The sequence below is a fragment of the Chitinophaga sp. NPDC101104 genome (assembly GCF_050277495.1).
Classification (GTDB): Bacteria; Bacteroidota; Bacteroidia; order Chitinophagales; family Chitinophagaceae; genus Chitinophaga.
The window spans coordinates 133,793-147,028 of sequence record NZ_JBNNSF010000003.1; the positions used below are offsets into that span (position 1 = coordinate 133,793).

Below are 13,236 nucleotides of genomic sequence, written 5' to 3' on the forward strand. Positions count from 1 at the left end.
CCCTCAATATTCTAATATGAAATCCATTCTCGCCTATTTACTGTTCTTCGCCGTTGCTACGGCCAATGCGCAAGACCGTTACCAGGCCGCCATGAAGCAACAGGTGAGTCTGCTGGACAGTGCCAGCACCTTCAACCCCGCGTCGCTCAATGCCCTCAGCAACACCTTCGAGCGCATTGCGAACGCGGAGCAAACCCAATGGCTGCCGTATTATTATGCCGCTTATTGCCTGGTGAACGAGGCATTCATGACGCAGGACAAAACCAAAGTGGACCCTATTTCCGACAAAGCGGCAATGCTGGCCGAAAAAGCCGTGGCATTGAAAGGTGAGGATTCCGAATTGTCGTGCCTGCTGTCGCTCATCGCCGTTTCCCGCATCGCGGTAGACCCCATGACGCGGGGCGCCAAATTCGGCACGGAATCTGCCGAGCTGCTGGAAAAAGCGAAGGCGCAGAATCCCGAAAACCCGCGCGTGTATTTGCTCCAGGGCCAAAACCTCATGTTCACGCCCGAAGCTTTTGGCGGCAGCAAATCGAAAGGGAAAGAACTGCTCAACGTTGCATTGCAGAAATTCACGGCTTTCAAACCGGAAAGCGACATCGCGCCGCGCTGGGGCGAAATGTATACGAAGGAGTTACTGAAAATGCCTTGATTTTTTTATACTTTACGGGCGGAAGCGCATATTCCGCCCGTAAATTTTTGTAATCCAAACAATCGTGAAACGTGTTTAAAGAACTGGACCCGGTTTTGCACTCGCAGTTGCGGCTGGCAGTGATGTCGGTGCTGATGCGGGAGAAAGAAGCGGAATTTACCGTACTGAAGGAGTTGACCAACGCCACGGCGGGGAATCTCAGCGTGCAGATCAACAAGCTGAAGGAAGCGGAATACATCGAAGTCACGAAACAGTTCAAGGATAATTACCCCCAAACCATTTGCCGCGTCACCGAAAAAGGATCGGCGGCTTTCGAGAATTACATTCGCTCCATCAAATCCTATTTCCATACCGGCGGGAAGTCCTGAAATTTGCGACTGACGGGCCGGTGCAGCGTTGCTTGGTATCTTTAACGTCCGCCCGGGGCGGTTTAGAAACCTTAAAAGGCACGCGATGGAACTGCTGGATCACAAACTGAAAGTGGCGCCCACTTCTGCGCTCGTTTTGCTGCAATCCCGGTCTTTGTACGACTCCGGTATCGCCGGTCAATACTATGACCTGCTCGATTTCGGTGACGTACGGGAGCTCTCTTCCGGGATCCAGGGCGCCTGGCCGCATTTCTCCACGGTGGTATTGTACCGCAAGCGATTTATCCGCCATTTGCTGGAAACGTATCTGCAAGACGGCAAGCCCGTCCAGGTTTGTATTCTCGGCGCCGGCCTCGACCCGATATCGCTTTGGTTGCTGGAACACCACCGCCAGGCCATCAGCCGGATTTATGAAGTGGACGCGGTGCATATGCCCGTGAAATCCTCGCTGTATGCCCGGCTGCTGCCGGGCGAACCTGCCCTGCATTTCATTCAGGCGGATATAACGGATACCCTGCATCTGCTGGATAAACTCCGGGATGCGGGGTATTCTACCGAACAGCCCGCCCTCGTCATCTTCGAGGGCATCATCCATTACATTCCCGACGAACTGTTCCTCAACACCATGCAGGCTTTCCGGACGCCGAACAAGACGAACGTGGTGCTCATGGACTACCTGTTGCCCGAGCATAAAGTGCCGGTGGCCGAAAGGCCGGTGATGCGTGATCTGATGGCGCGGATGCAACATTTTATCGGGGGAAAAATGTACCAATATGAGCGCAGGGAGATTTTCCGGCTGGTGGAACTGCTGCACGGGGATGTAGCGGGCGTAGACTCGCTGCAGGACATAGAATTCAAGCTGAACGGCCGCAATGAGCTGTTCTACGAAGACGGGGAAGGATTTATGGAGATGATCGCGTTTTACCTCTGATTATACGGCGCCTCTTTCTGAAGCGATCTCCGTTTTCTTCAGGGGATTGCGGGTGTTTTCCGCGTATTCCTTGCGCTGGGCGATGATGTCGAGGCAGGAAAACACGGCTTGCCGGAACGATGCTTCGTCTGCCACGTTTTTACCTGCGATATCGAAGGCGGTGCCGTGATCGGGCGAGGTACGTACGATGGGGAGGCCGGCGGTGTAGTTGATGCCTTCGCCGCTGGCGAGGGATTTGAAGGGGATGAGGCCCTGGTCGTGATACATGGCCAGCACGCCGTCGAACTTCGTGTACATTTCGCGGGCGAAGAAGGCGTCTGCGCTGTAGGGGCCGAAGGTTAAAGTACCGCGCTGCTTGGCTTCGCGGATGGCCGGGGCGATCTGCTGGATTTCCTCGTTGCCGATCAGGCCTTCGTCTCCCGCATGCGGATTGAGGCCCAGTACGGCGATGCGCGGATTGTCGATCCCGAAATCGCGCACGAGGCTGTCTTTCATCATGGCGATCTTGGAGAGGATGTTTTCCTTGGTCACGTATTTGGCGACTTCCGAAACGGGAACGTGCTCGGTGAGCAGGCCCACGCGCATATTGTCTGCCGTCATGAACATGAGGACATCCTTGCTGTTAAAGGCGTTGCGGAGGTAGGGGGTATGGCCGGTGAAGTCGAAATCCTTCGACTGGATGTTCTTTTTATGGATGGGAGCGGTCACCAGGCCTTCGATCTGCCTGGCCTTGAGGCTTTCCACGGCTACCGCGAGGGAGCGGGCCGCGTATTTGCCGCCGGTTTCGTTCAGAACGCCGGGCGTGATCTGGACTTCTTCCTCCCAGCAGTTGAAAACGCTCACCTGCTTGGGGTTCAGCTTGCTGAAATCCTTGATGCTCTGGTAATTGAAATTGTTCTCGTTGAGCAGTTTTCGGTAGAAATTGATCGCTTTGTTGGAAGCGAAAACCACGGGGGTGCACAATTCAAGCATCCGGCTGTCGGCAAAAGTCTTGATGATGACCTCCAGGCCGATGCTGTTCAGGTCTCCTGCAGAGATCCCGATGACGGGGCGGTGCGTATGTGCGTTTGCTGAGCTCATGAGTAAACGAAATATCCAACAAATATACGTGTTAAAGTTGACAGATAGGCCCCCGGGGGCAAACTGCCGGGGATTCCTTAAATTTGCAGCTTATTCTGTTCCATGTATACGCTGAAAAAGTCATTAGGCCAACATTTCCTCAAAGACGAGAACATGTGCCGCAAGATCGTGGAGGCATTGCCCGTTACGCCGGGAATGCAGCTGCTGGAAGTGGGCCCGGGCGCCGGCGCCATCACCAAATACCTGCTGGAGCTCCCGGAAATCAGCTTCAAAGCCGTGGAACTCGATACCGAAAAAGTCCAGTACCTCGAAAAAACATTCCCTGCCATCCAGGGCAAGCTCATCAACGAAAGCTTCCTGGAAATGGCGGCCCCCTTCACCGGGCCGTTCGCCATCATCGGCAATTTCCCCTACAATATCTCCACCCAGATCATGTTCCGCGTGCTGGACTGGAAGGAGCAGGTGCCCCTGGTGGTAGGCATGTTCCAGAAAGAAGTGGCGCAGCGCATCGCTGCGGGGCATGGGAACAAGGAATACGGTATCCTCAGCGTATTGCTGCAGGCGGAGTACAAGATCGAATACCTGTTCGATGTGCACGAAAACTGCTTCAACCCGCCGCCGAAAGTGAAATCCGGCGTCATCCGCTGCACGCGGCTCGAAACGCCGTACGAGGTGAAGAACTGGAAGAAATTCACCCTCCTGGTAAAAACCGCCTTCGGCCAGCGCCGCAAGCAGTTGCGCAACCCACTGAAAGGACTGTTCAAAAAAGAATATTTACAGGAACCTATATTTACGAAACGCGCGGAAGAGCTGACTGTAGCTGATTTCGTAGCCCTCACCGAACACATGATATGAGCAAGCAAGTAATCATCACGGCCAAAGTACACGAATATCTGATCAATGCATTACAGGAGAAGGGCTTTACGGTCGACTACCGGCCTTCTATCACCTACGACGAGCTGGCGGCTTCCATCCATGCGGCTTCCGGGCTGATCGTGACCACGAGGATCAAGGTGGACAAGGCCATGCTCGACCGGGCCACGCAGCTGGAATGGATCGGGCGTCTGGGATCGGGGATGGAGCTGATCGATACGGCATACGCCGCGGAGAAAGGCATCCGGCTGGCGAGCAGCCCCGAAGGCAACCGCGATACCGTGGGCGAGCAGGCCGTGGGCATGCTGGTCATGCTCATGCATAATCTTTTGAAAAGCAATCTCGAGCTGCGCAACGGCATTTGGGAGCGCGACGGCAACCGGGCCTGGGAACTGGGCGGCAAAACCGTCGGCATCATTGGTTACGGCCATACCGGCGGCGCCTTCGCGAAAAGGCTCCGCGGGTTCGACATGAAAATCCTCGCTTACGATAAATACAAAAGCGGTTTCGGCGACGAATTCGTGCAGGAAGCTTCGCTGGAAGCCATTTTCCGGGAGGCAGACATCGTGAGCCTGCACCTGCCGCTTACGGAAGAAACCCGGCACCTGGGGAACATGTCCTTCTTCCAATCTTTCCACAAACCCGTATACCTGCTCAATACTTCCCGCGGGAAAGTCGTGAAAACGGCCGACGTGGTGAAAGCCCTGGAAAACGGCGCCCTCGCCGGCGCGGCGCTCGACGTGCTGGAGAACGAAAAGCTGGACACGTTCAGCGAAACGGAGCAGGCGGAGTTCCGGTTCCTGCTGGCGCACCCGCGGGCGGTGCTGACCCCGCATATCGCCGGCTACAGCCATGAAGCGAGCATCAAAATGGCGAAAGTGGTGCTGGAAAAACTGGCCTTGTAGCATATGGGAAACCCTCCATATTAAGCATTTTAATATTTGATAGCGGGGAGGGTTCCGAACGAAAAAAAGTTATATTTGCAATACTGATACCGGATTGACGTCTTTGCGCAAGCGAGGGCGTTAATTTTTTTTTTCTATACAACTAAAACATTCAGGTATGTCTGGCGTAAATTACGTTACCAAAGAGACCCTTGACCAGATGAGAGATGAGCTGACGCAACTCAAGACCAAAGGACGGGCGGAGATTGCGCGTGCGATCTCGGAGGCGCGTGAGAAAGGGGATTTGAAAGAAAACGCGGAATACGACGCAGCCAAAGAAGCACAGGGCCTTCACGAAGCCAAGATCGCCACGCTGGAAAACGCCATCGCTACGGCGCGCGTGGTGGAAGCAGGCGATATCGATACTTCCAAAGTGTCTATCCTCTGCAAAGTGACCATTACCAATCTCGCCAATAAGAAAACCATCACTTACCAGCTGGTTTCCGAGAAAGAAGCCGATCTGAAGCTCGGCAAGATCTCCGTTACTTCCCCCATCGGCAAAGGCCTGCTGGGCAAGAAGGTAGGCGAGGAAGCCGATGTTACGGCCCCCAACGGCAAGCTCCGTTTCAAAATCGACCACATCACCGTGTAAGAGCGGCGGCGATAATAGGAAAGGCCCCCGCGCGCGGGGGCCTTTTTTTATACCAAAAATTGTAGCTTTATACCGAGCAAAAAGTGACCCGACCCATGACCATCTTCTCAAAAATCATCAAAGGAGACATTCCGAGCTATAAGATCGCGGAAAACGACAAGTTTTACGCGTTCCTCGACATCTTTCCCATGATGGAAGGCCACACGCTGGTCGTTCCCAAAACGGAAGTAGACAAATTCTTTGATGTAGACGATGCGTACCTGGCGGAGTACCTGCTCTTCGCCCGCCCCATCGCGAAAGCCATCGAAGCCGTGGTGCCCTGCAACCGGGTAGGCATCAGCGTTATGGGCCTCGAAGTACCGCATGCGCACCTTCACCTCGTACCGATCAACTCGGCCGACGATCTCAATTTCACCCGCCCCAAGCTGAAACTGCAGCCTGAAGAACTGAAGGCGATCCAGGAAAAAATCGTAGCGGAACTGGAGCGTAACGCTTAAAGGGTCGGAACGTAGAACTTGAACCCGATGCCGTGCAGCGTTTCCAGCTTCACGTCTTTGTCGTCGACAAAATGTTTGCGGATTTTCGTAATGAACACGTCCATGCTTCTGCCGAGGAAATAATCATCTTTCCCCCACACGTGGTACAGGATTTCTTCCCTTTTAAGGGTTTTGTTGGCATTCTCGCAGAAAAACTTCAAAAGATCGGCCTCCTTCTGGGTAAGGCTCGCCTTCAGCTTGCCGGAACTGTCCATCAGTTTCAGCTCGCCATAGTCGAACGTCGTTTTGCCGACGGTATAGGTGGAGCGTTTGTCTGCATTGAGGGGCCGTGTCCGTTTCAGGAAAACTTCGATACGCAGGAGCAGCTCCTGCATGGAAAAAGGTTTGGTCACGTAATCGTCCGCGCCATGTTTGAAACCGCTGATCTTGTCTTCGTCCTGCGACTTGGAAGTGAGGAAGAGAATAGGGATCAGATCGTTCTTCTGCCGTATTTGCCGGGCCAGTTCAAAGCCGTTTTTCTTGGGCATCACCACATCGAGCAGACATATATCGTACAGGCTTTTTTGAAACGTTTTCCAGGCTATTTCTCCATCAGAGCAATGGGTCACCTCGTATCCGGATTCTTCCAAACGTTTTTTGGTAATAGCACCCAGGTTATAATCATCCTCCACTAGTAAAATTCTAGCCTTCGTATCCATCTACGAAAAAAATTAGGGGTGATAAAAGGTAAAAAATTTCATTAGTAACACTTGTAGGCGCCCAGCGGTACTGGTTCAGGGCGCTATTCAGCCATATTTCAGTTCAAAATAAGTACAATTTCTCAATTAACAAACATCGGCCGGCGGGATTATGTTCAATTTGCATCAGGGTCTGGAGAGCCTTTCGGGATTCTGTTGGAGGAATTTCTCCCAGCCTTTTGATTTACCGGTGGTTACGAGCGGGCTGGAATCCTGGAAATGATGGCAGACAGCAACCGCCAACGCGTCTGTGGCATCCAGGTATTCGGGCACTTCGGTGAACTTGAGGATGCGTTGCAGCATCTGCCACACCTGTTCCTTGTTGGCATTTCCGTTACCGGTGATCGACTGCTTCACTTTCTTGGGAGAATATTCCGCAACCGTAAGCCCCGCCTGCATCGCCGTGGCGATGGCCACGCCCTGGGCACGGCCGAGTTTGAGCATCGACTGCACATTTTTGCCGAAGAACGGCGCCTCGATGGCGCAGCAAACTGGTTTGTGTTCCCGGATGATTTCGTTCATACGGTCGTGGATTTTCCGGAGCCTTTCGTAGTGATCGATTTTAGGATTGAGCTTGAGAACGTCCATCTTGATGATCTCCGCATGCTGGCCTTTTACGGCGATCAGGCCGTAGCCCATGATGATGGTCCCGGGGTCTACCCCGAGAATTATTTTTGTATTGTTTGCCAAGCGGAGCCTATTTTTGCCAAAAATTCGACGAAGTCTGAACAAAAGTACCAAAATAATCCTCAATTACGTCCTCGGCGGGGCGCTCTTCACCTGGTTAACCTTTGCGATCATCAGGCAGATCCGGCACCAGGACAATCTGCCGGCGGCCTGGGCGCACATTCAGGAGATCGTGGCCGACAGGGGTTGGGTACTTTTGCTGATGGTGATAGGGATGATGCTGGTGAACTGGGGGATCGAGGCGCGGAAGTGGCAGATTTTGGTGCGCCCGCTCGAAGAAGTGCCGTTCCGGCGGGCCTTCGGGGCTATCCTGACCGGGGTGTCCGTGTCGGTAAGCACTCCCAACCGCATCGGGGAATACGGCGGCCGGATGTTGTACCTCAGCAATGCGAGCAAGCTCAAATCCATCGCCGCCACCATCGTGGGCAGCTTTTCACAGATCATTGCCACCCTGCTTTTCGGACTGGCGGGCTCCATATTTTATATATACCGGTACGATGTGGAAGGTTTGCCGGCTGTTGGACCGGGTTTTAGGGAAAAATTAACGCTCGCTTTACTCATAGGGGTTTGTGTCACCGTTTTATTCCTTTATTTTCGGTTACGATGGGTTGTTTCGCTGGTAGACCGGGTGAAGTGGCTGCGGAAGGTGAAGGTTTTCATCATGGTGATTGTCCGGTATTCTCCCTCGGAATTAAGGACCCTGCTGTATTTGAGTGCCATCCGGTACATCGTGTTTACGGCACAGTATTTGATTTTATTATATGCGTTGGGAGTTGCATTTGTGTGGTGGGAAGGGTTTTTCATGATCAGTGTCATCTACTTGGTCATGGCAGCGATCCCCACGGTAGCCATAGCGGAAATCGGCTTGCGGGGCAGTGTCAGCCTCCACTTCCTGGGCCTCCTGAGCGCCAACGCGGCCGGCATACTGGCCGCCACGGTGGCGATCTGGCTTATCAACCTGGTGCTGCCTGCCGCCATCGGTGCCGTGTTGCTCCTCGGCGTGAAGATTTTCAGAGATAAATAGCGAACGATCGATGAAGTATGTTTTACTGTTGCTATGCGGCCTGTTGTTTTACCCCGCCTCCCCCAGGGCGCAGGAAAACTTCTGTGGTATCGTCAACACGGCATTCAAGGCCAGCGAAACCCTCACCCTCAAAGTATTCTATAACCTCGGCAACGTTTACGTAGGCGCCGGGGAAGCCACCTTCACCACTACCCTCGAAAAATACAACGGGAAAGACGCCTACCACGTTGTGGGCGACGGGAAAACGTACCGCTCGTACGACTGGTTCTTCAAAGTCCGCGACCGCTACGAAAGCTATATCGACACCGCCACCATGTTGCCCATGCGCTTCATCCGCAACATCAACGAAGGCGGCTACAAGAAATACAACAACGTCGTCTTCAACCGCGAAACCAATATCGCCACCAGCACGCTCGGCAACTTCAAGGTGCCCGCCTGCATCCAGGACGTCATCTCCTCCATCTATTACGCCCGCAACATCGATTTCAACAAATACAAACCCGGCGATAAAATCCCCTTCTCCATGTTCCTCGACGATGAAGTGTTCGACATCTACATCCGGTACATGGGCAAAGAACAGGTGGAAACCCGCTACGGCACCTTCCGCGCTATCAAGTTCAAACCCCTTCTCATCAAAGGCACCATCTTCGAAGGCGGTGAAAAAATGACCGTGTGGGTGAGCGACGACGGCAATAAAATCCCCCTCCGCGTGGATTCTCCCATCTCCGTCGGCAGCATCAAAGTAGACATGATCAGCTTCACCAACCTCCGCTGGGCCCTGTCTTCACTCGTAAAGAAACGTTAAAGCCCGAACCGGAATGGTCTTTATCTGTTATATTTGTTTCTGACTCAATCTATTTCAAATATGGAAGAACGCAAACCCAAGATCCTGCTCGCCGAAGACGATACCAACCTCGGAATGGTATTGAAGAATTACCTGGAACTCAACGATTACGACGTAGAGCTTTGCAGGGACGGCATCCTCGCGCTGGCAGCCTTCCGCCGGGACAAGTTCGACATTTGCCTGCTCGACATCATGATGCCCAATATGGACGGGTTCAAGCTGGCGGAAGAGATCCGGGACGTAGACCCCGACATTCCCCTGTTTTTCCTCTCCGCCAAAACCATGAAGGAAGATATCATCCAGGGTTATAAACTGGGTGCCGACGATTATATTTCCAAACCCTTCGACTCCGAGTTGCTCCTCCTCAAAATCAAAGCCATCCTGAAACGCAACCAGGAATTGAACAGCAAGGAAGAAGAGCAGTTCGAGTTCCGGATCGGGCAATACCAGTTCAATTCCCGTCTGCGCACCCTCGTAAAAGGCAGCGATTCGCATACGCTGTCGCCCAAGGAAAACGAGCTGCTGCACATGCTTTGCGAGCACAAGAACGACCTTCTTCCCCGCGAAGTGGCGCTGAAGAAAATCTGGGGCAGCGATACGTATTTCAACGGCCGCAGCATGGACGTGTATATCGCCAAATTGCGGAAGTACCTGAAAGACGATTCCAACATCGAGATTGTCAACATCCATGGCAACGGTTTCCGCCTCGTGGTGAAAGACTGACGCCCATATATATTATGTGAAAAGGCCGGTTGAACGTTCAACCGGCCTTTTTTATTCGTTTGATAATGAAATGATTAGAAGAGAAGCTGCGATCCCCGGCTATTGGGGTTCCGGCCGAGGTGATGGTAGGCTTTTTCCGTCACTTCGCGGCCGCGGGGCGTGCGTTTGATGAATCCTTCCTGGATGAGGAAAGGTTCGTATACTTCCTCGAGGGTCCCGGCTTCTTCGCCCACTGCCGTTGCGATGGTGGTGATGCCGACGGGGCCGCCCTTGAAGTTGTCGATGATGGTGGAAAGGATGCGGTTGTCCATTTCATCGAGGCCGTATTCGTCGACGCTCAGGGCTTTGAGGCTGAATTGTGCGATACCGAGGTCGATGACGCCGTTGCCCATTACCTGAGCGAAGTCGCGCACCCGGCGCAGGAGCCCGTTGGCGATACGCGGGGTACCGCGGCTGCGGCGGGCGATTTCGGACGCGGCGTCGGAAGTGATCTTGGTGCCGAGGAGGCCGGCCGCGCGCCAGAGGATGCGTTGCAGCGTATCCGAGTTATAATATTCCAGGCGGCTTTTGATGCCGAAACGGCTGAGCAGCGGTGCGGTAAGGAGGCCGGAGCGCGTGGTGGCGCCTACCAGCGTAAAAGGGTGCAGGTTGATCTGGACCGTCCGCGCATTGGGGCCGGAATCGATCATAATGTCTATCCGGTAATCCTCCATCGCGGAGTAGAGATATTCTTCCACAACGGTGCTGAGGCGGTGAATTTCGTCTACGAACAATACGTCGCGCTCCTCGAGGTTGGTGAGGAGGCCGGCCAGATCGCCGGGTTTTTCGATGACGGGGCCGGACGTTTCGCGGATGTTCACACCGAGCTCATTGGCCACGATGCGCGACAGCGTTGTTTTCCCCAGCCCGGGAGGGCCGTGGAAAAGAATGTGGTCGAGCGCTTCGTCGCGCATCTTCGCCGCTTTGATGAATACCTTGAGGTTTTCGATGATCTGGTCTTGCCCGGAAAAATCCATGATCTCCCGCGGCCGGATGCTGTTCTCGAATTCCTTCTCGGCGGCGCTCATCCTGCTGTCATCTGGTCTTAGGTTCGGATTGGACATGTAAGTTTGTTGCCTTTCAGCGTCAAAAGTAATGAGAAATTGGCGAGGATATGAATATCGTTTATTTTTAGGCAAATCTTGCATCGACCTATGACCAGAAAATTAATAGCCGCCGCCGCGTTGCTCACCGTAAGCCTGGGCGCTGCTGCGCAGCAGACCGACGTGAACGAGGTGCGCCGGATCATTTCCACACTTGCCGCCGACGATATGATGGGGCGCGGGACTTTTACGCCCGGGATCGAGAAAGCGTCCGTTTTCATTGAAGGGGAATTCGAAAAAGCGGGGCTGGAGAAGTTGCCCGGCGCAACGAGTTACCGGCAGCCATTCGCCATGAAGGGCAGATCGATCTATCCGGCGGATTCGCTGGAACTGGTGCCCGGTGCCAGGGCGCTCCATAACGTGGTGGGCCTCATCCGCGGAACGGGCAAGCCCAACGAGTACGTAATCTTTTCCGGTCACTACGATCATATCGGCATCCTGAAATCCGAAACGCAGGACACGATCGCCAATGGTGCGGACGATGATGCTTCCGGCATTACGGCGGTGATCCTGTTGGCCCGCCATTTCAAGCAGCATCCGCCCGAGCGCACGGTGATTTTCGCTTGTTTCACGGCTGAGGAGATCGGCGGCTTCGGCTCGCGCTATTTCTCCCGCGAAGTGCATCCAGACAGCGTGGTGGCCATGTTCAACATCGAAATGATCGGCAAGGAATCCAAGTTCGGCCGCAACAGCGCGTTCATCACGGGTTTCGAGCGTTCGGACTTCGGCCAGATCCTACAGCGTAACCTCGAAGGATCGGCTTTCAAATTCCATCCCGATCCTTATCCCGAACAGCAGCTTTTCTATCGTTCAGACAATGCCATGCTGGCGAAGCTCGGCGTGCCGGCGCATACGATTTCCACGACGCAGATCGACAAAGACAAGCTTTATCATAGTGTAGACGACGAAGTCGAATCCCTCGACCTGCAGAACATCGCGGACATCATCGACGCGATCGCCGTGAGCTCGGGTACCATCGTGAGCGGGAAGGATACGCCTACCCGTGTGGCGAAGGAAGATTAAATTGTATCATTGATAAAATCGCAAGGGCGGACCGAAAGGCCCGCCCTTGTTGTATTTTGGGAGATTCCTGACTAAAGCTGGAGCTTCGCGGTAACCGAAAAGTGGTCGGATGCGAAGAGGCCTTTCCATGTTTGCGAAATGGTGGCGTGCTGGAGTACTTTCCAGGGGCCTTTGAGGAAGATGTAATCGATGGGATCGTCGCCTATTTCCTGTGAGCGGAAGCCGTTGAAAGTGCCTGTGGGACCGTAGTGCGGCGTTTGGCTGAGGGCTTTGGCGTCTTTGAGGTGCTTCGGGTTGGCGGCGTCCATGATGACGCGGATGGGCTCGTCGTCGGGCGTGGCGTTGAAATCGCCGGTGACAACGGCGGGCAGTTTGCCGGAGATGGCGGATACTTTGTCCAGCAGTAGTTTGGCGCTTTCGCGGCGGGCGATTTTGCCCATATGATCGAAGTGGGTGTTGAAGTGGAAGAATATTTTGCCGGTGATCTTGTCGCGGAATTTTCCGTAGGAAACGATGCGTTCGATGGCGGCGTCCCAGCCTTTGGCGCCGATGGTTTCGGGCGTTTCGGAGAGCCAGAAGGTGTGGGATTCGAGGAGTTTGAGGCGGGTGGTGTCGTAGAAGATGGCGGAGAATTCGCCTTTTTTATCGCCGTCGGTGCGGCCGACACCGAGGTATTTGTATTGGGGGAGGGATTTTTGCAGGTCTTGCATTTGTTCCCAGAGGGCTTCCTGGACGCCGAGGAGTTGCGGGTGGTGGAAGAGGACTTGCGACGCGAGGCGGTCTTTCCGGTTGGGCCAGGCGTTGATGCTGTCTTTGGGTGTGTTCATGCGGATGTTGAACGTCATGACCTGGATGTTGCGGTCTTGTGCGCCGGCCTGGAAGCCGGTGAAAGCGGCGATGAGGAGCAATAAAATCCTTTTCATGCGGTCAAAATACATTACAATCTTCGTTTTTCGGAGATATTCTACGTTAACTCTGAGATATTCTCGCCTTTTTTTCATTGCCTGGGTCCCTCTTCCCGCTAGTTTTGCATCAGGATGTATTACCGTCCGTGATCATCCGGCAACATCATGATGAAAACGATACGCATAGTACATGAGGGGCGGGGGGATCGCCGGG

Annotated in this window: 16 protein-coding genes; 11 read left to right on the forward strand and 5 right to left on the reverse strand. The window is 54.0% G+C overall.

Annotated elements, in window-relative coordinates:
* Nucleotides 1-16: 16 nt before the first annotated feature.
* The 3 genes from ACQKLP_RS22390 (at nucleotide 17) to ACQKLP_RS22400 (ending at nucleotide 1,951) form a co-directional block, all read left to right on the forward strand.
* Nucleotides 17-652, forward strand: coding sequence for a hypothetical protein (locus ACQKLP_RS22390; RefSeq protein ID WP_427325200.1), 636 nt, complete (start codon nucleotides 17-19; stop codon nucleotides 650-652).
* Nucleotides 653-723: 71 nt separating this feature from the next.
* Nucleotides 724-1,020 (forward strand): transcriptional regulator, encoded by a 297-nt coding sequence (locus ACQKLP_RS22395; protein WP_341841653.1) that lies wholly within the window; start codon nucleotides 724-726, stop codon nucleotides 1,018-1,020.
* Nucleotides 1,021-1,105: 85 nt separating this feature from the next.
* Nucleotides 1,106-1,951 (forward strand): class I SAM-dependent methyltransferase, encoded by an 846-nt coding sequence (locus ACQKLP_RS22400; RefSeq protein ID WP_427325202.1) that lies wholly within the window; start codon nucleotides 1,106-1,108, stop codon nucleotides 1,949-1,951.
* Here ACQKLP_RS22400 and pdxA read toward each other — a convergent pair whose 3' ends face one another.
* Complete coding sequence (gene pdxA / locus ACQKLP_RS22405; RefSeq protein WP_427325203.1) at nucleotides 1,952-3,031, reverse strand: 4-hydroxythreonine-4-phosphate dehydrogenase PdxA; 1,080 nt, start codon at nucleotides 3,029-3,031, stop codon at nucleotides 1,952-1,954. It lies immediately after the preceding gene.
* A gap of 102 nt (nucleotides 3,032-3,133) precedes the next feature.
* On the opposite strand from pdxA, the gene rsmA reads away from it, so the two are divergent.
* From rsmA to ACQKLP_RS22425, 4 genes are all read left to right on the forward strand, one after another.
* Nucleotides 3,134-3,886, forward strand: a complete 753-nt coding sequence (rsmA, locus tag ACQKLP_RS22410) for a 16S rRNA (adenine(1518)-N(6)/adenine(1519)-N(6))-dimethyltransferase RsmA (protein WP_427325204.1) — start codon at nucleotides 3,134-3,136, stop codon at nucleotides 3,884-3,886.
* Complete coding sequence (locus ACQKLP_RS22415) at nucleotides 3,883-4,809, forward strand: NAD(P)-dependent oxidoreductase (protein WP_427325205.1); 927 nt, start codon at nucleotides 3,883-3,885, stop codon at nucleotides 4,807-4,809. The genes rsmA and ACQKLP_RS22415 overlap by 4 nt, the downstream gene beginning before the upstream one ends.
* Before the next feature lie 157 nt (nucleotides 4,810-4,966).
* Nucleotides 4,967-5,440 carry a transcription elongation factor GreA gene (greA, locus tag ACQKLP_RS22420; protein ID WP_126244243.1) on the forward strand — a complete coding sequence of 158 codons (474 nt, stop codon included), beginning with the start codon at nucleotides 4,967-4,969 and terminating at the stop codon, nucleotides 5,438-5,440.
* 95 nt (nucleotides 5,441-5,535) lie between these two features.
* Nucleotides 5,536-5,937: an HIT family protein gene (locus ACQKLP_RS22425; RefSeq protein ID WP_427325206.1), complete on the forward strand. Its 402-nt coding sequence runs from the start codon at nucleotides 5,536-5,538 to the stop codon at nucleotides 5,935-5,937.
* Here the strand turns inward: ACQKLP_RS22425 and ACQKLP_RS22430 are convergent.
* Together ACQKLP_RS22430 and ruvC are read right to left on the reverse strand one after the other, a co-directional pair.
* Nucleotides 5,934-6,635, reverse strand: a complete 702-nt coding sequence (locus ACQKLP_RS22430; RefSeq protein ID WP_126244241.1) for a response regulator transcription factor — start codon at nucleotides 6,633-6,635, stop codon at nucleotides 5,934-5,936. The two genes, ACQKLP_RS22425 and ACQKLP_RS22430, sit on opposite strands and share 4 nt — an antisense overlap.
* Before the next feature lie 165 nt (nucleotides 6,636-6,800).
* A complete protein-coding gene (gene ruvC, locus ACQKLP_RS22435) occupies nucleotides 6,801-7,364 on the reverse strand; it encodes a crossover junction endodeoxyribonuclease RuvC (protein WP_427325207.1) in 564 nt (187 codons plus the stop codon).
* Between the two features lie 13 nt (nucleotides 7,365-7,377).
* On the opposite strand from ruvC, the gene ACQKLP_RS22440 reads away from it, so the two are divergent.
* Genes ACQKLP_RS22440 through ACQKLP_RS22450 form a run of 3 tightly spaced genes read left to right on the forward strand, consistent with a single transcriptional unit; the run spans nucleotide 7,378 to nucleotide 9,952 of the window.
* Nucleotides 7,378-8,385 carry a lysylphosphatidylglycerol synthase transmembrane domain-containing protein gene (locus tag ACQKLP_RS22440; protein WP_427325208.1) on the forward strand — a complete coding sequence of 336 codons (1,008 nt, stop codon included), beginning with the start codon at nucleotides 7,378-7,380 and terminating at the stop codon, nucleotides 8,383-8,385.
* A gap of 10 nt (nucleotides 8,386-8,395) precedes the next feature.
* Entirely contained in the window at nucleotides 8,396-9,190 is a 795-nt protein-coding gene (locus tag ACQKLP_RS22445) for a DUF3108 domain-containing protein (protein ID WP_427325209.1), read from the forward strand.
* A 60-nt stretch (nucleotides 9,191-9,250) separates the two neighbouring features.
* Nucleotides 9,251-9,952: a response regulator transcription factor gene (locus tag ACQKLP_RS22450; RefSeq protein WP_423737235.1), complete on the forward strand. Its 702-nt coding sequence runs from the start codon at nucleotides 9,251-9,253 to the stop codon at nucleotides 9,950-9,952.
* Between the two features lie 74 nt (nucleotides 9,953-10,026).
* Here ACQKLP_RS22450 and ruvB read toward each other — a convergent pair whose 3' ends face one another.
* Entirely contained in the window at nucleotides 10,027-11,055 is a 1,029-nt protein-coding gene (gene ruvB, locus ACQKLP_RS22455; RefSeq protein WP_427325210.1) for a Holliday junction branch migration DNA helicase RuvB, read from the reverse strand.
* 90 nt (nucleotides 11,056-11,145) lie between these two features.
* On the opposite strand from ruvB, the gene ACQKLP_RS22460 reads away from it, so the two are divergent.
* Entirely contained in the window at nucleotides 11,146-12,117 is a 972-nt protein-coding gene (locus ACQKLP_RS22460) for a M20/M25/M40 family metallo-hydrolase (RefSeq protein ID WP_427325211.1), read from the forward strand.
* Nucleotides 12,118-12,188: 71 nt separating this feature from the next.
* Here ACQKLP_RS22460 and ACQKLP_RS22465 read toward each other — a convergent pair whose 3' ends face one another.
* Nucleotides 12,189-13,040, reverse strand: a complete 852-nt coding sequence (locus ACQKLP_RS22465; RefSeq protein WP_427325213.1) for an endonuclease/exonuclease/phosphatase family protein — start codon at nucleotides 13,038-13,040, stop codon at nucleotides 12,189-12,191.
* Nucleotides 13,041-13,236: the final 196 nt, after the last annotated feature.

Bases quoted from the DNA above. Each gene is read 5' to 3' on its own strand.
- ACQKLP_RS22390 (WP_427325200.1), top strand. From the start codon at position 17: ATGAAATCCATTCTCGCCTATTTACTGTTCTTCGCCGTTGCTACGGCC.
- ACQKLP_RS22400 (WP_427325202.1), top strand. From the start codon at position 1,106: ATGGAACTGCTGGATCACAAACTGAAAGTGGCGCCCACTTCTGCGCTC.
- pdxA (WP_427325203.1), bottom strand. From the start codon at position 3,031: ATGAGCTCAGCAAACGCACATACGCACCGCCCCGTCATCGGGATCTCT.
- rsmA (WP_427325204.1), top strand. From the start codon at position 3,134: ATGTATACGCTGAAAAAGTCATTAGGCCAACATTTCCTCAAAGACGAG.
- ACQKLP_RS22415 (WP_427325205.1), top strand. From the start codon at position 3,883: ATGAGCAAGCAAGTAATCATCACGGCCAAAGTACACGAATATCTGATC.
- greA (WP_126244243.1), top strand. From the start codon at position 4,967: ATGTCTGGCGTAAATTACGTTACCAAAGAGACCCTTGACCAGATGAGA.
- ACQKLP_RS22425 (WP_427325206.1), top strand. From the start codon at position 5,536: ATGACCATCTTCTCAAAAATCATCAAAGGAGACATTCCGAGCTATAAG.
- ACQKLP_RS22430 (WP_126244241.1), bottom strand. From the start codon at position 6,635: ATGGATACGAAGGCTAGAATTTTACTAGTGGAGGATGATTATAACCTG.
- ACQKLP_RS22445 (WP_427325209.1), top strand. From the start codon at position 8,396: ATGAAGTATGTTTTACTGTTGCTATGCGGCCTGTTGTTTTACCCCGCC.
- ACQKLP_RS22450 (WP_423737235.1), top strand. From the start codon at position 9,251: ATGGAAGAACGCAAACCCAAGATCCTGCTCGCCGAAGACGATACCAAC.
- ruvB (WP_427325210.1), bottom strand. From the start codon at position 11,055: ATGTCCAATCCGAACCTAAGACCAGATGACAGCAGGATGAGCGCCGCC.
- ACQKLP_RS22460 (WP_427325211.1), top strand. From the start codon at position 11,146: ATGACCAGAAAATTAATAGCCGCCGCCGCGTTGCTCACCGTAAGCCTG.
- ACQKLP_RS22465 (WP_427325213.1), bottom strand. From the start codon at position 13,040: ATGAAAAGGATTTTATTGCTCCTCATCGCCGCTTTCACCGGCTTCCAG.